General features: G+C 56.0%; 21 protein-coding genes. 13 read left to right on the top strand and 8 right to left on the bottom strand.

Annotated features, from left to right (window positions below; translation table 11 throughout):
* Positions 1-10: 10 nt before the first annotated feature.
* Positions 11-1,057: a YeiH family protein gene (locus V1572_RS18055; protein WP_023294037.1), complete on the bottom strand. Its 1,047-nt coding sequence runs from the start codon at positions 1,055-1,057 to the stop codon at positions 11-13.
* Positions 1,058-1,154: 97 nt separating this feature from the next.
* Here V1572_RS18055 and yieE point away from each other — a divergent pair, with 97 nt between their 5' ends.
* The 3 genes from yieE to cirA all read left to right on the top strand — a co-directional run bounded on the left by yieE (position 1,155) and on the right by cirA (position 5,844).
* A complete protein-coding gene (gene yieE / locus V1572_RS18050; RefSeq protein ID WP_045908684.1) occupies positions 1,155-2,021 on the top strand; it encodes a DNA-binding transcriptional regulator YeiE in 867 nt (288 codons plus the stop codon).
* Between the two features lie 158 nt (positions 2,022-2,179).
* The gene (locus V1572_RS18045; RefSeq protein WP_008500931.1) at positions 2,180-3,649 is read left to right on the top strand and encodes an amino acid permease; all 1,470 of its coding nucleotides are present in this window, start codon (positions 2,180-2,182) and stop codon (positions 3,647-3,649) included.
* 224 nt (positions 3,650-3,873) lie between these two features.
* Positions 3,874-5,844 carry a catecholate siderophore receptor CirA gene (gene cirA / locus V1572_RS18040; RefSeq protein ID WP_395299445.1) on the top strand — a complete coding sequence of 657 codons (1,971 nt, stop codon included), beginning with the start codon at positions 3,874-3,876 and terminating at the stop codon, positions 5,842-5,844.
* 99 nt (positions 5,845-5,943) lie between these two features.
* On the opposite strand, the gene fghA is transcribed toward cirA, so the two are convergent.
* Positions 5,944-6,771 (bottom strand): S-formylglutathione hydrolase, encoded by an 828-nt coding sequence (gene fghA, locus V1572_RS18035; protein WP_325841147.1) that lies wholly within the window; start codon positions 6,769-6,771, stop codon positions 5,944-5,946.
* A gap of 138 nt (positions 6,772-6,909) precedes the next feature.
* Between fghA and V1572_RS18030 the strand changes: the two genes are divergently transcribed.
* The 7 genes from V1572_RS18030 to mglC all read left to right on the top strand — a co-directional run bounded on the left by V1572_RS18030 (position 6,910) and on the right by mglC (position 15,104).
* Positions 6,910-8,058, top strand: a complete 1,149-nt coding sequence (locus tag V1572_RS18030; protein WP_395299444.1) for a YbfB/YjiJ family MFS transporter — start codon at positions 6,910-6,912, stop codon at positions 8,056-8,058.
* Between the two features lie 102 nt (positions 8,059-8,160).
* Entirely contained in the window at positions 8,161-8,829 is a 669-nt protein-coding gene (gene folE, locus V1572_RS18025; RefSeq protein WP_008500927.1) for a GTP cyclohydrolase I FolE, read from the top strand.
* A 19-nt stretch (positions 8,830-8,848) separates the two neighbouring features.
* Entirely contained in the window at positions 8,849-10,006 is a 1,158-nt protein-coding gene (gene yeiB, locus V1572_RS18020; RefSeq protein WP_334762646.1) for a DUF418 domain-containing protein YeiB, read from the top strand.
* A gap of 155 nt (positions 10,007-10,161) precedes the next feature.
* A complete protein-coding gene (galS, locus tag V1572_RS18015; protein WP_196365105.1) occupies positions 10,162-11,184 on the top strand; it encodes an HTH-type transcriptional regulator GalS in 1,023 nt (340 codons plus the stop codon).
* Between the two features lie 295 nt (positions 11,185-11,479).
* Positions 11,480-12,478, top strand: coding sequence for a galactose/glucose ABC transporter substrate-binding protein MglB (mglB, locus tag V1572_RS18010; protein ID WP_008500923.1), 999 nt, complete (start codon positions 11,480-11,482; stop codon positions 12,476-12,478).
* Between the two features lie 79 nt (positions 12,479-12,557).
* On the top strand, positions 12,558-14,078 hold the full coding sequence (gene mglA / locus V1572_RS18005; RefSeq protein WP_008500922.1) for a galactose/methyl galactoside ABC transporter ATP-binding protein MglA: 1,521 nt from the start codon (positions 12,558-12,560) through the stop codon (positions 14,076-14,078).
* A gap of 15 nt (positions 14,079-14,093) precedes the next feature.
* On the top strand, positions 14,094-15,104 hold the full coding sequence (gene mglC / locus V1572_RS18000; protein ID WP_008500921.1) for a galactose/methyl galactoside ABC transporter permease MglC: 1,011 nt from the start codon (positions 14,094-14,096) through the stop codon (positions 15,102-15,104).
* A gap of 49 nt (positions 15,105-15,153) precedes the next feature.
* Here mglC and V1572_RS17995 read toward each other — a convergent pair whose 3' ends face one another.
* From V1572_RS17995 to V1572_RS17970, 6 genes are all read right to left on the bottom strand, one after another.
* Positions 15,154-16,542, bottom strand: coding sequence for a glutamine synthetase family protein (locus V1572_RS17995; RefSeq protein WP_395300000.1), 1,389 nt, complete (start codon positions 16,540-16,542; stop codon positions 15,154-15,156).
* A 124-nt stretch (positions 16,543-16,666) separates the two neighbouring features.
* On the bottom strand, positions 16,667-17,383 hold the full coding sequence (gene sanA / locus V1572_RS17990) for an outer membrane permeability protein SanA (RefSeq protein ID WP_008500918.1): 717 nt from the start codon (positions 17,381-17,383) through the stop codon (positions 16,667-16,669).
* 127 nt (positions 17,384-17,510) lie between these two features.
* Positions 17,511-18,395, bottom strand: coding sequence for a cytidine deaminase (gene cdd / locus V1572_RS17985; protein ID WP_046091540.1), 885 nt, complete (start codon positions 18,393-18,395; stop codon positions 17,511-17,513).
* Positions 18,396-18,524: 129 nt separating this feature from the next.
* Positions 18,525-19,220, bottom strand: coding sequence for a CidB/LrgB family autolysis modulator (locus V1572_RS17980; RefSeq protein WP_032675200.1), 696 nt, complete (start codon positions 19,218-19,220; stop codon positions 18,525-18,527).
* Positions 19,217-19,612, bottom strand: a complete 396-nt coding sequence (locus tag V1572_RS17975; RefSeq protein WP_045908676.1) for a CidA/LrgA family protein — start codon at positions 19,610-19,612, stop codon at positions 19,217-19,219. Before V1572_RS17975 ends, V1572_RS17980 begins: the two co-directional genes overlap by 4 nt.
* Before the next feature lie 184 nt (positions 19,613-19,796).
* Positions 19,797-20,507 (bottom strand): type 1 glutamine amidotransferase, encoded by a 711-nt coding sequence (locus V1572_RS17970; protein ID WP_348957495.1) that lies wholly within the window; start codon positions 20,505-20,507, stop codon positions 19,797-19,799.
* Positions 20,508-20,566: 59 nt separating this feature from the next.
* Between V1572_RS17970 and V1572_RS17965 the strand changes: the two genes are divergently transcribed.
* The 3 genes from V1572_RS17965 (at position 20,567) to V1572_RS17955 (ending at position 23,987) form a co-directional block, all read left to right on the top strand.
* A complete protein-coding gene (locus V1572_RS17965) occupies positions 20,567-21,364 on the top strand; it encodes a helix-turn-helix domain-containing protein (RefSeq protein WP_395299443.1) in 798 nt (265 codons plus the stop codon).
* A 41-nt stretch (positions 21,365-21,405) separates the two neighbouring features.
* On the top strand, positions 21,406-22,338 hold the full coding sequence (gene dusC, locus V1572_RS17960) for a tRNA dihydrouridine(16) synthase DusC (RefSeq protein ID WP_048028228.1): 933 nt from the start codon (positions 21,406-21,408) through the stop codon (positions 22,336-22,338).
* A gap of 359 nt (positions 22,339-22,697) precedes the next feature.
* Entirely contained in the window at positions 22,698-23,987 is a 1,290-nt protein-coding gene (locus tag V1572_RS17955) for a carbohydrate porin (RefSeq protein WP_229226264.1), read from the top strand.
* Positions 23,988-24,005: the final 18 nt, after the last annotated feature.

Below are 24,005 nucleotides of genomic sequence, written 5' to 3'. Positions count from 1 at the left end.
ATGTAGTGGTTTATGCCATCAGGCTATGGACCGCGAGGTTAATCGCGCCGCCGCCAACAATCAGCCAGATGAAGAGCACCAGCGCCATCAGCAGCGGTTTCGCACCGGCTTTTTTCAGCGCGCTGACGTGCGTGGTCACCCCCAGGGCCGCCATGGCCATTGCCAGCAGTACGGTATCCAGCGTCACCAGCATATCCACCACCGCTTTCGGCAGCAGATGGAAGGAGTTAAAGATAGCGACCACGATGAACAGGATCGCAAACCACGGAATGGTGATTTTACTTTTCTCGCTGCCGCCCGCCGGAGCCAGTTGTTTAACCCGTGCGGCCAGGAAAATCAGGAACGGGGCCAGCATCATCACGCGCAGCATTTTGGCAATCACCGCTGCGTTTTCGGCGTCCGGGTTAATGGCGTGTCCTGCTGCGACCACCTGGGCCACTTCGTGCATGGTCGAACCGATATAGATGCCGTAGGTTTCCGGGCTGAACCAGTGGGCAACCAGCGGATACATGGCCGGGTAGAGGAAAATCGCCAGCGTACCGAAGATCACCACCGTCGCTACCGCCACCGTTACCTTGCTGGCTTCGGCTTTCACGACGGGTTCTGTGGCCAGCACCGCCGCTGCGCCACAGATACTGCTCCCGGCACCGATCAGCCAGCTGGTTTGCCTGTCCAGGCCAAACACTTTCTGACCGATAAAGCAGGCCAGTAAAAAGGTGCTGGTCAGGGTCAGAACGTCGATGGCGATCCCGCTCGCACCCACATCCGCAATCTGCGAAAAGGTAAGACGGAAGCCGTAAAGAATGATCCCAAGACGCAGCAGATGCTGCTTGGCAAAGATTACGCCGCCGTCGCAGGATTTCCAGATATGCGGGTAAACGGTGTTACCCACGACCATGCCGAGCAAAATGGCGAGCGTCAGCGCGCTGAAACCTGCGCCTGCGATGGCCGGGATGCTGCCGCCCCATAGCGCTACGGCGGTGACTGCAGCGCTGAGCGCAAGACCCGGCACGAAGTGCCACACTGTACGATGATGTTGTAAGGTGATTTCTGACATAACCTTCTCCTTTGTCTGGCTAAAGGTTACGGCGCTCTGGCTTAAAAATAAAATTGATTATATACTTATAATCAATCTATATAAGTGGTAAGCAACCATGCACATTACTCTGCGTCAGCTGGAAGTCTTTGCCGAGGTGCTGAAAAGCGGCTCAACGACCCAGGCGTCACAAATGCTGGCGCTCTCACAGTCTGCGGTCAGCGCGGCGTTGACCGATCTTGAAGGACAACTGGGCGTTCAGCTTTTTGACAGGGTAGGGAAGCGTCTGGTGGTCAACGAGCACGGTCGTCTTCTTTATCCGCGCGCGCTGGCGCTGCTCGAGCAGGCAATCGAAATCGAGCAGCTGTTCCGCGAAGACAACGGTGCGATCCGCGTTTACGCCAGCAGCACCATCGGGAACTACATTCTGCCGGAAGTGATTGCCCGCTACCGCCGGGATTTCCCGAGCCTGCCGCTGGAGATGAGCGTGGGCAATAGCCAGGACGTCATCAACGCAGTGATCGATTTCCGCGTGGATATCGGCCTCATCGAAGGTCCCTGCCATAACGTCGATATCATTGCCGAGCCCTGGCTGGAAGACGAGCTGGTGGTGTTTGCGTCCCCGGCCTCGTCGTTATTGCAGGGAGAGGTGACGCTGGAACGGCTGGCGCAGGCGCAGTGGATCCTGCGCGAGCAGGGCTCCGGCACGCGTGAAATTGTCGATTATCTGCTGCTTTCACATCTGCCGCATTTCCAGTTAGGGATGGAGCTTGGGAACTCTGAGGCCATCAAGCACGCGGTGCGCCACGGGCTGGGCATCAGCTGCCTTTCCCGGCGCGTTATTGCCGAACAGCTTGAAACCGGATCGCTGGTTGAAATCCCCATCCCGCTGCCGAAGCTGGTGCGCACGCTGTGGTGCATTCATCATCGTCAGAAACACCTTTCCAGCTCCCTGCAGCGTTTTCTGCGCTATTGCGAAATCTGACAGCATCCCTCACCCCAAAGGGGAGAGGGAAAAATTATGCTTTACTTATAATCCTGGTCGCGTCATGAAGCTCTCTTATAACTGAGTATTTCTGCCGGAAGGAACGCGGATCGTCTGCTACAATCGCGCCTCATTTATTAAATGGACAGCATTTTCATATGGTTTCAGAAATTAAAACCACAGAAGCGCCCACGCTACGTCGTGAACTCAAGGCGCGTCACCTGACGATGATCGCCATTGGCGGCTCAATCGGTACAGGTCTTTTCGTTGCCTCTGGCGCAACGATTTCGGCAGCCGGCCCGGGTGGGGCACTTTTCTCTTATATCCTGATTGGCCTGATGGTGTACTTCCTGATGACCAGTCTCGGCGAACTGGCCGCGTACATGCCGGTATCCGGTTCGTTCTCGACCTACGGTCAAAAATACGTTGAAGAAGGCTTCGGCTTCGCGCTGGGCTGGAACTACTGGTACAACTGGGCGGTCACCATCGCCGTTGACCTTGTCGCCGCACAGCTGGTGATGAACTGGTGGTTCCCGGATACGCCGGGCTGGATCTGGAGCGCCCTGTTCCTGGCCGTCATCTTCCTGCTGAACTACATCTCCGTGCGCGGTTTCGGCGAAGCGGAATACTGGTTCTCTTTGATCAAAGTGGCAACCGTCATCATCTTTATCGTCGTCGGTGTGGCGATGATCGTTGGTATTTTCAAAGGCGCAGAACCTGCGGGCTGGAGTAACTGGACAATAGGCGATGCGCCGTTTGCCGGTGGACTGTCGGCAATGATTGGCGTGGCAATGATTGTCGGCTTCTCCTTCCAGGGAACCGAGCTGATTGGCATTGCTGCCGGTGAGTCAGAGAACCCGGAGAAGAATATTCCGCGCGCGGTTCGTCAGGTCTTCTGGCGTATCCTGCTGTTCTATGTGTTCGCGATCCTGATTATCAGCCTGATCATTCCGTACACCGATCCAAGCCTGCTGCGTAATGACGTTAAAGACATTAGCGTTAGCCCGTTCACGCTGGTCTTCCAGCACGCCGGTCTGCTTTCTGCCGCGGCAGTGATGAACGCCGTTATCCTGACCGCTGTACTGTCAGCCGGTAACTCCGGGATGTACGCGTCCACCCGTATGCTCTACACGCTGGCATGCGACGGTAAAGCACCGCGTATTTTCGCGAAGCTGTCCCGTGGCGGCGTACCGCGTAACGCGCTGTACGCCACTACGGTGATCGCCGGTCTGTGCTTCCTGACCTCTATGTTTGGCAACCAGACGGTGTACCTGTGGCTGCTTAACACCTCCGGGATGACGGGCTTTATTGCCTGGCTGGGGATTGCCATTAGCCACTATCGTTTCCGCCGTGGCTACGTCAAACAGGGTTATGACGTTAACCAGCTGCCGTATCGCTCCGGCTTCTTCCCGCTGGGTCCCATTTTCGCCTTCATTCTGTGCCTGATCATTACGCTGGGACAGAACTATGAAGCGTTCCTGGCGGACACCATTGACTGGGGCGCCGTCACGGCAACCTACATTGGCATTCCGCTGTTCCTCGTCATCTGGTTTGGTTACAAGCTGACGAAAGGAACACACTTCGTTCGCTACAGTGAAATGGAATTCCCGGAACGATTTAAACAATAACCGCACTTCCTCTCTGTTAGCCCGCTCGTTTGAGCGGGCTTTTTTATTCCCGCCCCCTGAAACAAAGATATATTTCTTAACAATTTAATTGATAATAATTATCGTTTGCTTTATCGTTATCAAAAATAAGCGTGTCACCGACCCACCGGAGATGTGGGCGGCCAGGAAGACGCTGTGAGCAATGATGATTTGATTGAGTTGTATTTACCTCATGGAGATATGGAATGTTTAGGTTGAATCCCTTCGTCAGGGGAGGACTTTGCGCGTCCGCAATGTCCCTGGCCCTGCCTGTTATCGCAGCGGAATCCGGCGACACAATGGTTGTCACGGCCTCCGCGACCGAGCAAAACCTGAAAGACGCACCGGCAAGCATCAGCGTCATCACCCAGGAAGATTTGCAGCGCAAACCCGTTCAGAATCTGAAAGATGTGTTACGGGATGTGCCGGGCGTGCAGCTCACGAGCGAAGGGGACAACCGTAAAGGGGTAAGTATTCGCGGACTGGACAGCAGCTACACGCTGATCCTGATTGACGGCAAGCGCGTCAATTCCCGTAACGCGGTGTTCCGCCATAATGATTTCGACCTCAACTGGGTGCCGGTTGACGCCATCGAACGAATTGAAGTTGTGCGCGGACCGATGTCTTCTCTTTACGGCTCCGATGCGCTGGGCGGCGTGGTAAACATTATCACCAAAAAAATCGGCCAGAAATGGACGGGTACCCTGAGCGCCGATTCCACAATTCAGGAACATCGCGACCGTGGAGACACCTACAACGGTCAATTCTATACCAGCGGTCCGCTGGTGGACGGTCTGCTGGGGCTGAAAGCCTACGGTAGCCTCGCAAAGCGTGAGAAAGACGGGCAGCAGAAGTCCTCTACCACGGCGAGCGGTGAAACACCGCGCATTGAAGGCTTCACCAGCCGCGATGCGAATGTGGAGTTCGCCTGGACGCCGTCTGAAAATCATGACTTTACGGCGGGCTACGGTTTCGACCGTCAGGATCGTGACTCGGATTCTCTCGACAAAAACCGCCTTGAGCGTCAGAACTACTCTCTCAGCCACAACGGCCGCTGGGGCGTCGGCAACAGCGAGCTGAAGGTGTACGGCGAGAAGGTGGATAACAAAAACCCGGGCAACAGCAATCCGATCACCTCCGAGAGCAACGCGGTGGACGGGAAATACGTGCTGCCGCTGGGCGACATCAACCAGCTGATGACCTTCGGCGGCGAATGGCGTCACGATAAGCTGAAGGATCCGGTCAACCTGACGGGCGATTCAAGCAGCAGTACGTCGACAAGCCAGTATGCCCTGTTCCTGGAGGACGAGTGGCGTATCTTTGAACCTCTGGCGCTGACCACCGGCATCCGTATGGATGACCATGATACCTACGGCGACCACTGGAGCCCGCGCGCCTATCTGGTCTACAACGCGACCGATACCGTAACGGTGAAAGGGGGCTGGGCGACCGCGTTTAAAGCGCCGTCACTGCTGCAGCTGAGCCCGGACTGGGTCACCGGCTCGTGCCGCGGTGCCTGTGAGATTGTCGGTAACCCGGATCTGAAACCGGAGACCAGCGAGAGCTTCGAGTTCGGTCTGTACTACAGCGGGGAAGAGGGCTGGTTAGAGGGCGTGCAGGCCAGCGTGACCACCTTCCAGAATAACGTCGATGACCGCATCAGCATCAGCCGTACGGCCAATGCGAAGCAGGCGCAGAGCTACCCTAACTACGTTGGCCTGAATGCGGACGGTGAACCGATATTCCGCTACTACAACGTCAACAAGGCGCGCATCCGCGGGGTGGAGACCGAGCTGAAATTCCCGCTGGCGGACGACTGGAAAGTGACGCTGAACTACACCTACAACGACGGTCGTGATATCAGCAACGGTGGCAACAAGCCGCTGTCCGATCTGCCGTTCCATACCGCCAACGGGACCGTTGACTGGAAGGCGACGCAGGACTGGTCGTTCTATGTTCAGGGCAACTACACCGGTGAGAAACGCGCGCTGACCAGCAGCGACCCAACGCCGGGTGGCTATGTTATCTGGAATACCGGCGCCGCGTGGCAGGCGACGAAAAGCGTGAAGCTGCGTGCGGGCGTGCAGAACCTGCTGGACAAAGATCTGAGCCGCGACGATTACAGCTACACGGAAGATGGCCGTCGCTACTTTGTCGGTGTGGATTATAAGTTCTGATGTAACCTTTATGCCCGGTGGCGCTTCGCTTACCGGGCCTACAAAACCCACGAATGTAGGCCGGGTAAGGCAAAGCCGCCACCCGGCAATCGGCCGCACTTACCCGAACAAATGCTCCGCATGGAAGCGGAGATGATCCTCAATGAAGGACGCAATGAAGTAATAGCTGTGATCGTATCCCGGCTGAATGCGCAGCGTCAGCGGCCAGTCCTTCTGGCGTGCCGCTTCTGCCAGCACCGCAGGCTGTAGCTGTCCGGCGAGGAACTGGTCCGCATCACCCTGATCGATAAGGGTGGGAATGGCCTCTTCAGCTTTGCTGGCCAGCATCAGCGCGCAGCTGTCCCATGCCTGCCATTTTTCCGCATCCTCACCCAGATAGTGTGTGAAGGCTTTCTGCCCCCACGGCACCTGTGTTGGGTTCACAATCGGTGCAAATGCCGACACGCTGACGTATTTCCCCGGATTTTTCAGCGCCATGATGAGCGCCCCGTGTCCGCCCATTGAGTGGCCGCTGATTGCGCAGCGCTCACCGACCGCAAATTGCGACTGCACCAGCGCAGGAAGTTCATCGCGAAGGTAATCATACATGCGGTAGTGGCGCGCCCAGGGTTGCTCGGTCGCATTGAGATAAAACCCGGCACCTTTGCCCAGGTCGTATCCGGCATCGTCGGCCACATCGTCGCCACGCGGGCTGGTGTCAGGCATCACCAGCGCAATGCCCAGCTCGGCGGCAATACGCTGCGCGCCCGCTTTGGTGGTGAAGTTTTCGTCGTTGCAGGTCAGGCCGGAAAGCCAGAACAGAACCGGTGGATTTTCCGTCGGCGGCAGGAAAATGCTGAACGTCATTGCACAGTTCAGGGTGGTGGAGTCGTGCCGCCAGCGCTGCTGTCGACCTTCAAAACAACGGTGCTCTTCGAGCAGTTCCATGCAGGGATCCTTAATGAGAATGCGTATTCATAAAACCCATAATACAGCCTTTTCATTGACCTGTGAGTAACTTTCACTTTCGCCAGACGGCGAGATGCTGCATCATAAATTTACTTTTCTTTAACAATTGGAGCGGTCATGGCGCTGCGTATTGCGCTCAGTGGGTTTGTCGTGCTGGTGGTGGCGATGGGGATAGGGCGTTTTGCCTTTACGCCCCAGGTGCCGCTGATGATTGCTGCCGGACAGCTTACGCTGACCAGCGCGGGTCTGGTGGCGGCGATGAACTATCTGGGCTATCTGGTGGGTGCGTGGGATGCGATGCGTGCGCACCGCTTCGTTGAAACGCGCCTCTGGCTTGGCATCACCGGCGCGGTGGCGCTGACGCTGCTCTCCGCGGCGGCGGATAATGCCGTCGTGCACGGCCTGCTGCGTTTTGTCATCGGCTGCATGAGCGGCTGGTCGATGGTACTCATTGCCGCCTGGACTAACGAACGGCTGGGACAGCTGGGTAAACCGGGCCTGAGCGCTGCCGTATTTGCCGGGCCGGGGGCAGGCATTGCGCTGAGCGGCCTGCTCGCCGTCTATATTCAGGCGAAGTCCCTGTCGGCCGGGGCGGCATGGCAAATCTACGGCGTGCTGGCGCTAGTGCTGATTGCCCTGGTGGCGCGCTACCTGCCGCGATCCGGGCAGCTCCATCGACCCGGCACCGCGCCGGAGCCGCTGGTGCTGACGGCAGATTTAACGCGTCTGGTCTGGAGCTACAGCCTGGCCGGGTTTGGCTATATCCTCCCGGCTACCTTCCTGTCGCAAATGGCGGCCGTGCGTTTTCCCGGCAGCCTGTTTGCCCAGTTTGTCTGGCCGATTTTTGGTCTCGCCGCCGTGGTGGGGATTGCGCTCAGTATTCTGTTACGCCATACCTCAACGGCTAACCGCAGACTGGCTATCGTACTGTGGTTACAGGGGGCGGGCGTGCTGGCGGCCTGGCTGCTGCCGGGGATTGGCGGGTTACTGACAGGCGGGCTGCTGGTGGGCGGCGGCTTTTTGTGTGCCGTGCAGCTCTCTCTTTTATACGGTCGCGAGCTGGCGCCAAACCACACGCGCTATATGGCGGGCCTGCTCACCACCGGGTATGCGATTGGGCAGTTGATTGGCCCCGTCACTTCGGCGTTATCAACCTGGCTTACCCACCGGCTGGAGCCGGCGCTGGGGCTGGCGGGCTTGGCGCTGTTCGTTGGCGGAGCCCTGGTCTGGAATCGTCACGCTGAAAGGCAACAGCAATTGCAATAATTATCGTCGTGAATACTGGATTATGTGCGCCGCCTCACGCACAATGAACGCATACTTTTGCCACAACGAGGGCAAAAGACGCCACACCTGCAGGAGAACAAAATGTCATCACTCAGTAAAGAAGCTGCCCTGGTCCACGAAGCCCTGGTTGCGCGCGGTCTTGAAACGCCACTGCGTCCGCCCGTACAGGACTTGGACAATGAAACCCGCAAGCGTCTGATTGCCGGTCATATGACCGACATCATGGAGCTGCTGAATCTCGATCTGAGTGACGACAGTCTGATGGAGACGCCGCACCGCATCGCGAAAATGTACGTCGACGAAATTTTCTCCGGCCTGGATTACGCCAACTTCCCGAAAATCACCGTCATTGAAAACAAGATGAAAGTGGACGAGATGGTCACGGTTCGCGATATCACGCTGACCAGCACCTGCGAACACCATTTCGTGACCATTGACGGTAAAGCGACCGTGGCGTATATCCCTAAAGACACGGTGATTGGCCTGTCGAAGATCAACCGCATCGTGCAGTTCTTCGCTCAGCGTCCGCAGGTGCAGGAGCGTCTGACCCAGCAGATCCTGACCGCGCTGCAAACGCTGCTGGGCACCAATAACGTGGCCGTCTCTATCGACGCGGTTCACTACTGCGTGAAAGCGCGCGGCGTGCGCGATGCCACCAGTGCGACCACTACAACCTCGCTGGGCGGTCTGTTTAAATCGAGCCAGAATACCCGCCAGGAGTTCCTGCGCGCCGTACGTCACCACAACTAAGTCTTACAGGGCAGGGACCATGGAGCGAAACGTCACGCTCGATTTTGTTCGCGGCGTCGCCATTCTCGGTATCCTGCTGCTTAATATCACCGCCTTCGGTTTGCCGAAGGCGGCGTATCTCAATCCCGCGTGGTATGGCGACATTACCCGCAGTGATGCCTGGACTTGGGCAATCCTCGATCTCTTTGCGCAGGTCAAATTCCTCACGCTCTTTGCCCTGCTGTTTGGCGCAGGCCTGCAGCTTCTCCTCAAACGCGGCACACGCTGGATCCAGTCGCGCCTGACGCTGCTGGTTATCCTCGGCTTTATCCATGGCCTGTTCTTCTGGGACGGCGATATTCTTCTTGCCTATGGGTTAGTCGGGCTCATCTGCTGGCGCCTCATTCGCGATGCGCACAGCGTTAAAAGCCTGTTCAACACCGGGGTGATGCTCTATGTCATGGGGCTTGGAGTGCTGTTGCTGCTGGGGATGATCTCCGGCGAGACGACAAACCGTGCCTGGATCCCGGATGCCGCTAACCTGCAGTACGAGCAGTTCTGGAAGCTGAAGGGCGGTACGGAAGCGATAAGCAACCGCGCGGATATGCTGGGGGACAACCTCCTTGCGCTGGGCGCGCAATACGGCTGGCAGCTGGCGGGCATGATGCTGATGGGCGCGTCACTGATGCGCACCGGCTGGCTGAAAGGGGAATTCAGCCTGCGTCACTATCGTCGCACCGGCGCCGGTCTGGTGCTGCTCGGCGTGCTGATTAATCTCCCGGCGGTGATGATGCAGTGGCATATCCACTGGGATTACCGCTGGTGCGCGTTCCTGCTCCAGGTGCCGCGTGAACTGAGCGCGCCGTTTCAGACCATCGGCTACGCGGCGCTGATCTACGGCTTCTGGCCCTCGCTTTCTCGTCTGTGGATGGTCAGCGCTATCGCCTGCGTGGGCCGCATGGCGTTGAGCAATTACCTCCTGCAAACGCTGATCTGCACCACGCTTTTCTATCGCTTTGGTCTGTTTATGAAATTCGACCGCCTTACGCTGCTGGCGTTTGTTATTCCGGTCTGGGCAGTAAACCTGGCGTTTTCTGTGCTCTGGCTACGCTATTTCCGCCAGGGACCGCTGGAGTGGGTATGGCGTCAGTTAACCGCACGTGCTTCAGGGATATCATTGAAAAATACATCCAGATAACGATCTGGATCACAATCATTAACAAAACGGATGTAAGCGTTTTCATGACTGTGAGCTTCTTCACGTAGTCCCCTTTCTCTCGCTGCCAAAATAGCCACCTTGCTAAACACAGGGGGTGTCTGTGAGTTGCTGCAATCCTTTGAAGGATGGTGAATATGATCACCATTCGTGACGTCGCCCGTCAGGCGGGTGTTTCTGTGGCTACCGTCTCACGCGTGCTCAACAATAGCGCGCTGGTCAGCCCTGAAACCCGTGAAACCGTAATGAAGGCCGTGACCCAGCTCGGGTACCGGCCAAATGCCAATGCCCAGGCGCTAGCGACGCAGGTTAGCGACACCATCGGCGTGGTGGTGATGGATGTGTCAGATGCCTTTTTTGGCGCACTGGTGAAAGCGGTCGATATGGTCGCCCAGCAGCATCAGAAATATGTCCTGATCGGCAATAGCTATCATGAGGCGGAAAAAGAACGTCATGCCATTGAAGTGCTGATCCGCCAGCGCTGTAACGCCTTGATTGTCCATTCAAAAGCCTTAAGCGATGAAGAGCTAACCGGATTGATGGAGCAGATCCCGGGCATGGTGCTGATCAACCGCATCGTCCCCGGCTATGCCCACCGCTGCGTCGGGCTGGATAACGTCAGCGGCGCCATGATGGCCACGAAAATGCTCATCAACAACGGACATCAGCGGATCGGTTATCTGGCCTCCAGCCATCAGATTGAAGATGACGAACTGCGGCGCGAGGGGTGGCAAAATGCCCTGAAAGAGCACGGCATTACGCCATCCGAAAGCTGGGTGGGGACCGGCACGCCGGACATGCAGGGCGGTGAAGCGGCGATGGTAGAGCTGCTGGGCCGCAATCTGCAGCTGTCTGCGGTGTTTGCCTATAACGACAGCATGGCGGCAGGCGCCCTGACGGCGCTGAAGGATAACGGCATTGCGGTGCCACAGCATTTATCACTCATTGGTTTCGATGATATCCCGATTGCCCGTTACACCGACCCGCAGCTGACAACCGTGCGTTACCCCATTGCCTCTATGGCAAAACTGGCGACTGAGCTGGCGTTACAGGGGGCTGCTGGCGTGCTGGATCCGGGGGCAACACACTGTTTCATGCCGACTTTAGTGCGTCGTCACTCCGTCGCGGCCCGGCAAACTGTGGTTCCGATCACTAACTGATTACATGTGGTGATGTAACCGTTTTCAATCTGTGAGTAAATTCACAGTATCTTAACAAGGCGCTGACTATGATGTCAGCGTTTTAGGGGCTGAAACGCTATGTAACAGTGATTATTCACTTTCACTATAGCCAATGTGCCGCAAACAACGAATAAAACGCATTTCTGGAGCGTTACCGAACACGGAAGAGAGAAATTTTATAAGTGAACCTCGGCTGTCAGTAACGTTTTATTAACATCTGCCCGCCGCTCGTTATTCACAAGAACTACCCTGCATAAAAAAAACCGGAGATACCATGAATAAGAAGGTGTTGACCCTGTCTGCTGTAATGGCAAGCATGCTTTTTGGTGCAGCAGCCCACGCTGCGGATACCCGTATTGGTGTGACCATCTATAAATACGACGACAACTTCATGTCTGTTGTGCGTAAAGCGATTGAGAAAGATGCGAAAGCAGCGCCAGACGTTCAGCTGCTGATGAACGACTCCCAGAATGACCAGTCCAAACAGAACGACCAGATCGACGTTCTGCTGGCGAAAGGCGTGAAAGCCCTGGCCATCAACCTGGTTGACCCGGCTGCAGCAGGCACGGTTATTGAAAAAGCGCGCGGCCAGAACGTGCCGATCGTCTTCTTCAACAAAGAACCTTCCCGTAAGGCGCTGGATAGCTACGATAAAGCGTATTACGTCGGTACCGACTCCAAAGAGTCCGGTATTATTCAGGGCGATCTGATCGCGAAACACTGGGCGGCGAACCCGAACTGGGACCTGAACAAAGACGGTCAGATTCAGTTCGTGCTGCTGAAAGGCGAACCTGGTCACCCGGATGCTGAAGCGCGTACCACCTACGTTATCAAAGAGCTGAACGACAAGGGCCTGAAAACCCAGCAGCTGGCGTTAGATACCGCGATGTGGGATACCGCTCAGGCGAAAGATAAGATGGACGCGTGGCTGTCCGGCCCTAACGCCAACAAAATCGAAGTGGTTATCGCCAACAACGATGCGATGGCAATGGGTGCGGTAGAAGCGCTGAAAGCACACAACAAATCCTCTATCCCGGTATTCGGTGTGGATGCGCTGCCAGAAGCGCTGGCGCTGGTTAAATCCGGTGCGATGGCCGGTACCGTGCTGAACGATGCCAACAACCAGGCGAAAGCGACCTTCGATCTGGCGAAAAACCTGGCCGATGGCAAAGGTGCGGCAGATGGCACCAACTGGAAAATTGACAACAAAATCGTTCGCGTACCTTACGTGGGCGTAGACCAGTCCAACCTGGCTGAGTTTATCGGTAAATAAAAGAGTTAACTTGTCTCCACTGGGCGCAATTCGTTGCGCCCTTTTATAACGCGATATGCGAGGCCAACAAGGTATAATTATGGTCAGCACAACAACTCAGTCATCCGGTGAATACCTGTTGGAAATGAGCGGTATCAACAAGTCATTTCCCGGCGTTAAGGCACTCGATAATGTTAATTTAAAAGTGCGTCCTCACTCTATTCATGCCTTAATGGGGGAGAACGGTGCGGGTAAATCAACATTATTAAAATGCCTTTTTGGGATCTATCAAAAAGATTCTGGCAGCATTCTTTTTCAGGGGAAAGAGATCGATTTCCATTCAGCGAAAGAAGCACTGGAAAACGGTATCTCGATGGTTCACCAGGAATTAAACCTGGTGCTGCAGCGCTCAGTCATGGATAACATGTGGTTGGGGCGTTATCCCACCAAAGGTGTCTTTGTCGATCAGGATAAAATGTATCGCGACACCAAGGCGATTTTCGACGAGCTGGATATTGATATCGATCCGCGCGCCCGCGTGGGAACATTATCCGTCTCCCAGATGCAGATGATCGAAATTGCCAAAGCGTTCTCCTATGATGCGAAAATCGTCATCATGGACGAACCGACATCGTCATTAACGGAAAAAGAGGTTAACCACCTTTTTACCATTATTCGTAAGCTGAAAGATCGCGGCTGCGGCATTGTGTACATCTCCCACAAAATGGAAGAGATCTTCCAGCTGTGCGATGAGATCACCATCCTGCGCGACGGCCAGTGGATTGCCACGCAGCCGCTGGAAGGGCTGGACATGGACAAGATCATCGCCATGATGGTCGGCCGTTCCCTGAACCAGCGCTTCCCGGACAAAGAAAACAAGCCGGGTGAAGTGATTCTGGAAGTGCGCAATCTGACCTCATTGCGTCAGCCGTCTATCCGCGATGTCTCCTTCGACCTGCACAAGGGTGAAATCCTGGGGATTGCCGGACTGGTGGGGGCAAAGCGTACCGATATCGTGGAAACCCTGTTTGGCATTCGTGAGAAAGCCGAAGGCACCATTACGCTGCACGGTAAGAAAATCAATAACCACAACGCCAACGAAGCCATTAATAATGGTTTTGCGCTGGTGACGGAAGAGCGTCGTTCGACCGGTATTTATGCTTATCTGGATATTAACTTTAACTCGTTAATTTCTAACATTCGCAATTACAAAAACAAAGTCGGGCTGCTGGATAACTCCCGCATGAAGAGCGATACCCAATGGGTGATTGACTCCATGCGCGTAAAAACGCCAGGCCACCGCACCCAGATTGGTTCGCTGTCAGGCGGTAACCAGCAGAAAGTGATTATTGGCCGTTGGTTATTAACGCAGCCAGAAATTCTGATGCTGGATGAGCCGACCCGCGGTATTGACGTCGGCGCGAAGTTTGAAATTTATCAGCTGATTGCCGAGCTGGCGAAAAAGAATAAAGGGATCATTATTATTTCTTCCGAAATGCCGGAATTGTTAGGGATCACGGACCGTATTCTGGTTATGAGCAATGGTCTCGTCGCCGGTATTGTTGACACCAAAACGACAACGCAAAATGAAATTTTGCGTCTTGCGTCTTTGCACCTTTAAGATCAGGGGCTCCTCATGAGTGCGTTAAATAAAAAAAGTTTTCTCACTTACCTGAAAGAAGGCGGTATTTACGTTGTTCTTTTAGTCTTGCTGGCAATCATCATTTTCCAGGACCCTACGTTCTTAAGCCTGCTGAACCTGAGTAACATTCTGACCCAGTCCTCCGTGCGTATTATCATTGCGCTGGGCGTGGCGGGCCTGATCGTGACCCAGGGGACGGACCTTTCTGCCGGTCGTCAGGTAGGTCTGGCGGCGGTTATCGCGGCAACCCTGCTGCAGTCGATGGAAAACGCCAACAAGGTCTTCCCCGAAATGGCCACCATGCCGATTTTCGTGGTGATCCTGATTGTCTGCGCCATCGGTGCGGTGATTGGTCTGATCAACGGTATTATCATCGCCTACCTGAACGTGACGCCATTCATCACCACCCTGGGTACGATGATCATCGTTTACGGTATCAACTCCCTGTACTACGACTTCGTCGGTGCTTCGCCCATCTCGGGCTTTGACAGCGGCTTCTCGACCTTTACACAAGGGTTTATCGCGCTCGGTAGCTTCCGCCTGTCGTATATCACCTTCTATGCGCTGATTGCGGTCGCTTTCGTCTGGATCCTGTGGAACAAAACGCGCTTTGGCAAAAACATCTTCGCTATCGGCGGTAACCCGGAAGCGGCGAAAGTCTCCGGCGTAAACGTTGCTCTGAACCTGCTCATCATCTATGCCCTGTCCGGGGTGTTCTACGCCTTCGGCGGGATGCTGGAAGCGGGCCGTATCGGCTCTGCAACGAACAACCTTGGCTTCATGTACGAACTGGATGCGATTGCAGCCTGCGTGGTGGGCGGCGTCTCCTTCAGCGGCGGCGTGGGGACGGTGCTCGGCGTGGTGACCGGTGTGATCATCTTCACCGTCATCAACTACGGGTTGACCTACATCGGCGTGAACCCGTACTGGCAGTACATCATCAAGGGCGCCATCATTATCTTCGCGGTTGCGCTGGATTCACTGAAGTACGCCCGTAAGAAGTAATCGTCACTCGCCATACCCGGCCCGCTCACCGAGCGGGCTTTTTTATGCCCTAAGCCAGATGGGACTCCTCCTGCGTCACAATGCGCTCAAACCAGTCGAGTTCAGAAAGCTTGCAGGCGACCCACTGTTCGGAAAAGGCGTCGCCCAGGCTGTCGGTGAGATACTGACAGCGAGCAAAGGCCTCAATCGCCTCCTGCTGGAACAGCGGCAGTTCGGGTTGGTCGTGCTGCGGCTCAGGGAGGTCCCCTTCGTCGATATGTTCCAGCCCGTACAGCATGCCAGTCAGAATAGTGGCCGCCACCAGATACGGATTCGCATCGGCCCCGGCCAGCCGGTACTCAATGCGACGATTGCTGTCATCCGAGCAGGGAATACGCAAGGCGGCGGAGCGGGTGTTATAGCCCCAGGAGTTAAAGACGGGTTCCGTCAGGTTTTTACGCAGGCGACGAAACGCGTTGACCCCCGGCGCAAGAATGGCGACGGAGGCGGGCATCAGCGCCAGCTGGCCCGCGATGCACAAACGCATCATGCTGCTCAGCGCGTTCACCGGCGAGGCAAAAACGTTTTCGCCACGGCTGTTGTTCAGGCTGAAATGGATGTGCAAACCGCTGCCGGACAGCTGGCTGAAAGGCTTAGCCATAAAGTTGGCCTGAAGACCGTGCTTTTCAGCGACATAGCGGGTCAGGCGGCGCAGGGCCAGCACGTTATCACAGACCTCAACGACGCGCTGGCTGTGCTTCAGGTTTAATTCGTACTGTCCGGACTCGGCTTCCGCTACGACCCCTGACAGCGGGATGCGCTGCAGGTGCGCCAGCTGTTCCAGCTCGTCAAACAGCGCCGCATGCGCTGACGAGGTATCCATATGAAAACAGCCCTGATTTTGCGGATCGCGTTCGCCCTGTCCCGTCAGGTAAAACTCAATTTCCGGGGCAATGACCGGGAAAAGGCCGTGCTGGTGGAAGCGGGCCACGACGTTCTGCAGTATCGCGCGCGGCTCAAGCGGGCAGGGGTTACCGTCGCTGTCTTTCATCGTCAGCAGGATCTGCGCGGTGTGCTCCGGATCCTGCGGACAGGGACGCAAAGAGCCGGCGACCGGGACGCACAGCCGATCGGGTTCATCATAAAGCGGGGCGGCGATGTTTCCCTTCTGATCCATTGAGTAGACGGAAAGCGGAAAATAACAGCCTTTTTCCAGACTCAGCATGCTCTCCACCGAGAGGCGCTTGCCGCGCATCGTGCCGTTGATATCGTTCAGGTAAACGTCAACATGTTTCGTTTGCGGGTAACGTTCCAGATAATCGGCCACTTCCACGGCAACGTTGTGCTGCAGGGCGTCAATTTTTTCATCCAGCCAGAGACCAGAATGGAGTGCGCCAGGGAGTGATAAGCCGGGAAAGTTAAAGTACGGACGGAGACTTTTGAGGAAAAACGCATTCATTATCGAGTTCATAGTCATTCTTCAATGAAGCCGTAGCGGCAATGAACTCAGCTTAAAAGAGCCGACGTAAAGGGGAGATAAAAAGCGTCAGGCCCGGCGTAAAGAAAGTATAAAGGCGGTCCCGCTATTTCTCTTTTTTCTGCATATCGAGCAGTTGCTCAGGCGTGACGGCCGGGTAACCTTGCGCGTCTTCCGGCACTTCGTGCATCGCCGGAATCGGCACCAGCGGGCCTAAAAAGCGTGGTTCGCGCTTAAAGATATACAGATCGGCCAGGGCACCAAAGCGGGCGCCGAACTCGCGCACGCGCACGCTCAGCATATCTTTTGGCGACGGCACCGCATAGCACTGCGCCTGAATACCCATATGCAGGGCAATAAACAGCGCACGCTCGCAGTGGAAGCGCTGGGTGATGATGATGAAGTCGTTGGTGTCGAAGACCTTGCGCGTGCGCACGATGGAGTCCAGGGTGCGGAACCCGGCGTAGTCGAGCACGATATCGGCTGGATCCACGCCTGCGGCAATCAGGTCCTTACGCATCGTCACCGGTTCATTGTAGCTTTGCAGCGCGTTATCGCCGCTCAGCAGCAGATAGTTCACCTTGCCGCTGTTGTAGGCATTCAGCGCGCCCTGGATGCGGTAACGGTAATACTGGTTGATGACGCCGGTGCGGTAATACTTGGCGGTGCCGAGCACCACGCCAACCTGACGATAGGGCAGGTCCTGCAGGTCATCAAAGATGTAGGGGGCGGTTTTCCAGCTCATCCAGCGGTCGAGACCGAGCACGATCAACAGCAGTATGCCGACCAGGACAGACAGGCTGTAAAAAACGCGCTTTAACATGCAGATGGCTCGTACCGAAGGTGAAATTTAACTCAGGCTACTTTACCCGCCTGGTTAGCGCAAGAAACAGCGACTCAACTGAGGGGTTTTTCAGCAAACAGGCGGGCATTTCTGCCCGCCGGAAGGATTACGCCAGCAGTACGCGGTCAATCGTCGTACAGCCCAGCGCTTTAAGCGTTGCGGCAGTGGCATCCCACTGAATCAGCGGCGCATCGGCAATTTCAGCCAGAATGGCGCGCTGAATGTCAGGATAATCATAGCCGTTCAGGCTCAGCAGGTTGAGTGCGCCCTGCAGCGGCGGCAGCGTTGGGTTAAACGCGGCGTTTTCCGCATAGCTGCCAGTGAAGATTCGGCCATCGCGGCACTGCAGCGCCACGCCGCTTGGGGACTTGCTGTACGGCGTGTGGCTCTTGTTGGCGGCGGCAATCGCCGCCTGGCTCAGGTCATCGCCGGACAGGGCGAAACCGTGGTTCTGCTCGTCCATCAGCAGGGTTTTGATCTCCAGATCTTTCGGGCCAAACGCGTCAGGCAAGTAATCCGCCAGCGTGTGCGGCGCGCGGCCTGGCAGATTGATGCGCAGCTGCAGCCCGCTGTTCAGCTCGTTCATAAACTGACGGCAGTGGCCGCACGGAGTGTAATTAACGGTAATCGCGCTCAGCGCTTTTTCACCGCGCAGCCAGGCGTGACTGATTGCGCTCTGCTCGGCGTGCACGGTTTGCTGCATGGTTGCGCCCAGGAACTCCATGTTGCCGCCGAAGTACCAGGTGCCGCTGACGCCGCGCGCAATGGCCCCGACGTTGAAGTGGGAGAGATCGGCCCGCGCGCAGGCGGCAGCCAGAGGAAGCAGTGCGAAAGCCAGCGCGTCTTCGTCCAGTCCCGTTGCCTGTTTCAGCATCGTGACCTGCTCCGCGGTCAGCAGGGCGGGGAAGTGCGCATCTGCCAGAACGGGAGCAAGGGCTGACTGCAAATTCTCTGCAAGCTGGGCGAAAGCAGCTTGAAAACGTGGGTGCATGGCGTTTGCCTCATAAAGGTTAATGGATCGGTAGTTTACGGAGCCGTCAGGGCTTTATATGTGATCCACTTCTCATTATGTATGCAACTTATGAAATCAAAATGAAATTTGCGCGACGCATCGCAAATTTTAGCCCATCACCACCAGAATAAGCGGGAAAATGAACGGGGCCAGCAGGGAGGTGATAATCCCGCAGATCACCAGCGCCAGGGAGCTAAATGCCCCTTCCTGATAATCCAGCTCCGCGCAGCGGGCAGTGCCCAGCGCGTGCGAGGCGGTGCCCATCGACAGCCCCCGAGCCGCCTTAGTATGAATACGCATCGCGTTCAGTAGGGTGTGGCCAAACACCGCGCCGAGAATACCGACGAAAATGACGCACATCGCGCTGATGGCCGGAATACCGCCGAGACTGCCCCCAACCGCCATCGCGATAGGTGTGGTCACCGATTTAGGCAGAATAGAGGCGGCAATTTGCGGCGAGGCTCCCATCAACAGCGCCACCGACGTACCGGTGATCATCGCCACCAGGCTACCCACAAAACAGATGGTAATGATGGATTTCCAGCGGGCGCGGATCTGGTGCAACTGCTCGTATAAAGGAAAGGCGAGCGCCACGACGGCGGGTTGCAGCAGGTCGTTTAAGATTTTGCTGCCAGCAAAGTAGCGTTCGTAAGGAATGCCGGTGAGCAGCAGGAATGGAATAATCACCACCATCGCCACCAGCAGGGGATTCAGCAAGGGCATTTTGAAACGCGCGGCAAGCTTACGTGCGGCGAAGAACACTGCCAGGGTGAGCGGCAGAGACCACCAGATATTGTCCATCATTTTTTTGTTTTCTCCCCAATCACGTTACGTTCGCCATGCACCAGATGTGAACTCCAGCTCACCACCAGGAAAACCACCAGCGTACTGACCGCGCAGGAGACCACAATCGGGCCGAACTGGGCTTTGAGCAAATCAAAATACTGCATGACGCCCACGCCGATAGGCACGAAAAGCAGCGCCATATAGCGAATGAGGACGAAGCAGCCGGGGTTGACCCACTTTGCGGGCAGGATTTGCAGCGCCAGCAACACGAAGAGGATCAGCATGCCGATAATGCTGCCGGGGATGGTGATGGGCAGCAGCGACGCGATGAAAATCCCGGCATACAGGCAGGCGTAAATCAGGGCGAATGCGCGCAGATATTGCCAGATAATGTTCAATGATTTGCTCATGGTGATAGTCCTTGCTGAAACGCATTCATCATACAATTAAACCTAAAAATGTGCCATGGATCACATCATGAATTTTGAGCATACCAGACATTCCGGAATGGAACGTCCGGTATCACCTTACCGGTGCAGGCTACAGTTTAGAGGAAAGGGATTGCGCTGGCGAAACGGCGTGCCAGAGAAGGTATCAGCGACAGGCGGTCAGTTTATCGAGAAAAGAAAACAGCACCTGGTTCATTTCGCGATAATCATGCGAGCGGAGTTTTTCCGCCGTTTCGACAAAACGGAATTCACCCGCGCGGCGGAGGTCACTCTGCGAATGCTCAATCAGCAACTCTACCACCTCCGGCGTCAGCTCCATATGGCACTGGAAACCGTAAACCCGTTCGCTGTATTGCACGATCTGGCGGGGACAGCCCTCGCTGTACGCCAGAACCTTAGCCTGCGGCGTCAACCCAGGCATATCGTTATGCCAGTGACCGACGTTCAGCACGCTGCCAAAGTCCTTAAACAGCGGGTTCGCCTTGCCTGCATCTGTGAGCCTGACGGGAAATTTGCCGATCTCTTTTTCCGGGCTGTGGCAAAACGCTGCGCCCAGCGCTTCACCGATAAGCTGCGAGCCCAGACAAACGCCTATCACCGTTTTACCTGCCTCTATCGCGCGGCTGATGAGTGCCTTTTCCGCCTGCGCATCAAACCAGGGGCATTCCTCACGCGTGGTGGCGGGGGACTGCGGGCCTCCCATGATGATAAGCAGGTCTATGTTCTCCAGTTCCTCAGGTAACGAATCGCCCTGATACACTCTGGTGTAGCTCAGACTGCAGCCGCGACTTTTCCCCCAGATTTCATAGGCGCCAGGTGCCTCGAAATGTTCATGAATAATAAAATGGATGTGCATTGCGTCTCTCTCTGGTTACGTGTACAAGCAGCATCATAAGAGGAAGGGGGAAATGTGAAATGCCAACCGTTATCGATAAAACGCCAATTCACGACGATGCTATCGGATGGTCAAGAGGGGCAATTCGTTATACGCGCGGCGAAGTCGATCCGCCTCACCAGCATTCGCAGGGACAACTTTTGTTTGCCATCCAAGGGGTCATGCTGGTCGAAACCGGCAGCAAACGCTGGGTCATACCGCCACAGCGCGCGCTGTGGATCCCTCCCTTTCAGGAGCATACCTACAGCGTGTTATCCACAACGGAGCTGCGCGCGGTCTGGTTTAGCCCGGCGCTGATAGCGCAATGCGAGCCTTTTAAGCGGAAAGACGAGGTTCACGTGATTATGGCCACAGCGTTGTTCAAAGAGCTGATTGCCGGGCTGTTCAGCGCGGAATACCGGCCAGCCAGTCAGCGCAGCATGGCCGTTTTGCTGCTCGATATCCTCAGTGAAGCTCAGCAAATCTCGGCCGAATTACCGATGCCCGTGGATGAGCGCTTACATCGCATTGCCTGTGACATCATTGCCAACAATCTCTGGGATCTTTCTCTGGAAAGGCTGGCGGAACGGGCCGCGATGTCTGAACGCACGTTTTCACGCGCGTTTATCAACGATACCGGCTTTAGCTTCCGGGCCTGGCGACAGCGTGCCAGGATTTGTGCCTCGCTGGATCTGCTCGCCAACGGATACCCGGTTAAGCAGGTGGCCTGGATGCTGGGCTTTTCCGGCCCGGCGGCATTTGCGGCGGCGTTTCGCGCCATTGTTGGGGCAACGCCGGGTAACTTTCTGCCTGAACAGAAGCGCTTCCCAGCGATATAGAGAGCGGCTACTATAGCGCGTCTTTTTTCACAGGTACTGCTATGCGTGTTTTACTGGCCCCAATGGAAGGCGTGCTCGACTCCCTCGTGCGCGAGCTTCTGACCGAGGTGAACGACTACGATCTCTGCGTGACGGAGTTCCTGCGCGTGGTCGATATGCTGTTGCCGGTAAAATCCTTCTTCCGGCTTTGCCCCGAGCTGCACAACCAGAGCCGGACCTCTTCCGGCACGCTGGTGCGTATTCAACTGCTCGGCCAGTATCCGGAATGGCTGGCGGAAAACGCAGCCCGCGCGGTTGAGCTGGGCTCTTACGGGGTAGATCTCAACTGCGGCTGTCCGTCTAAGCTGGTGAACGGCAGCGGCGGCGGAGCGACGTTGCTGAAAGATCCTGAACTGATTTACCGCGGCGCGAAAGCTATGCGCGAGGCGGTACCCGCGCATTTGCCGGTGACGGTTAAGGTTCGCCTGGGGTGGGACAGCGATGCGCGGCAGTTTGAAATCGCCGATGCGGTGCAGCAGGCCGGCGCCACCGAGCTGGTGGTGCATGGCCGTACCAAAGAAGATGGCTACAAAGCCGATCGCATTAACTGGCAGGCGATCGGTGAGATCCGCAAACGCCTCACCATTCCGGTGATCGCTAACGGCGAAATCTGGGACTACGAGAGCGCGCAGGCCTGTCTGCAGGCCACCGGCTGCGATGCGGTAATGATCGGCCGCGGCGCGCTGAACGTGCCTAACCTCAGCCGGGTGGTGAAATATAACGAACCGCGGATGCCGTGGGCAGACGTCGTCACGCTGCTGCAAAAATACAGCCGTCTGGAAAAGCAGGGCGACACCGGTTTGTATCACGTCGCGCGAATTAAGCAGTGGCTGAGTTATTTACGCAAAGAGTACGATGAAGCGCTGGGGTTATTTCAGGAGATTCGTACTTTACAGACGTCGGCTGATATTGCGCGGGTGATTCAGTCCAAATAATAAGCGTTAAATTGCTCACACTTTTTTAAAACAGAAAACAGTTCCGGTTTTCAACGTGGCGCGACGGTGTTAAGGTGCCACTGTTTTCAACGCAGGATTGTTACTGGTTAACAGGCAAAACCTAAGCGTTTCACAGCATTTTCGCTGTGGAGTGCTTAGGTTTTTTTTTGCCTGTCATTTACGCAGGAGAGACATTTGGCTTAGCGCTTTTTACTGATTTTTAAAAAAAGAAATATCGACAGGAAATAGAAAAATTTCCTGCGGCCGGTTACGCACTCAATATTCAATCACAGGTTGTTATTATGGCATATAAAAATAAACTCTATGCGCTCGCCTTATTGGCGATATCCCCGCTGTCGATGGCGCAAGACTGGAACGGTACGGTATTAGGGTTTGAAGCTCCGCCGGAGCCTGTTCTCGGCGAAATGCTCGGCATACGTAAAATCCTTAACGATAACGGTTTTACCTATAACCTCGGATACCTGAATGAAATTGGCTGGAACGGCGGTGGTGGATATAACCACGACTCCCACGTGGCCTATATTGACCAGTTCGCGCTGACCTTCAACCAGGATCTGGAGCGCTGGACCGGTATCCCGGACGCGCGTATCGAGGGGAACATCGTCAACCGTAACCACAATGATGACCTCACCACCAAACGCGTGCAGGACCCGCGTGTCAACTTCAACGATCTGACCCAGGAGAGCTGGGGCGGGCAGTCGATTACCCGTCTGGGCTGGCTGACCTTTGCCCGCAGCTTTGACGACCGGCGTCTGACCTGGCGCATCGGGATGATGAACAAGGTACAAACCTTCGATCAAATTATCCCCTGTGATTTCCAGCTGCTGTCCCAGTGCGGCGGTAAGTCAGCCAACTCGCTGACCTGGAACAACTGGAACGTGCACACCTGGGGCACCACGCTTGCGTATAAACTCACGCCGACGCTAACCCTGAAGGGCGGCGTGATGGAGCAGAATCCGCAGGCCGCCAGCCGCAGCCATGCCTGGAGTTGGTCGACGAAGGGCAGCAAAGGGATCTTACTGCCGGTTGAAATCGAAGCGCGTCCGCTGATTAACGGCCTGCCGGGCGCATACAACCTGGGTGTGGTGTTTACCAACGCGCCGCAAACCGATCTCTATCGCGGCAAATCGGGTGGGGCGGGGGCGACGGACCCGGACGGATTCGATACGCACAGCCGGACCTGGTTTATGTACGCCGGACTGAACCAGCAGCTAACGCAGCATCAGGATGATCCGAATCGCGGGTTGAGTACCTCGTTCAGCATGAGCCTTGCGGATCAGAGCAGTAACTACATGCACCAGGTTTACGCCGCCTCGCTGCGCTACCGCGGGCTGTTTGATGCGCGACCGGAAGACTGGATTGGCTTTGGCTTAACCTGGATTGATATGAGCAGCCAGTACGCCCGCAACCAGCGTTACCTGAACAGCCTGAGCGGCGTAAGCGATTATGACAATCCGGCATATCACCCGGTGCCGGGCCATTCCCTGAACGGCGAGTTTTACTACCGTTTTCGTCCGGTGTCATGGCTTGAACTGCAGCCGGGCATGCAGTACTGGCACCATCCCGGCGGGGTCAGCCGCACCCAGGATGCCTGGGTCACCGAGCTGAAAACGGTGGTGACCTTCTGATATCACCGTAGCAAGTTC

Origin of the sequence: Enterobacter quasiroggenkampii, from assembly GCF_043972695.1 — a bacterium.
Lineage (GTDB): Bacteria > Pseudomonadota > Gammaproteobacteria > Enterobacterales > Enterobacteriaceae > Enterobacter > Enterobacter quasiroggenkampii.
This window is presented reverse-complemented; position numbering and strand designations above follow the sequence as displayed.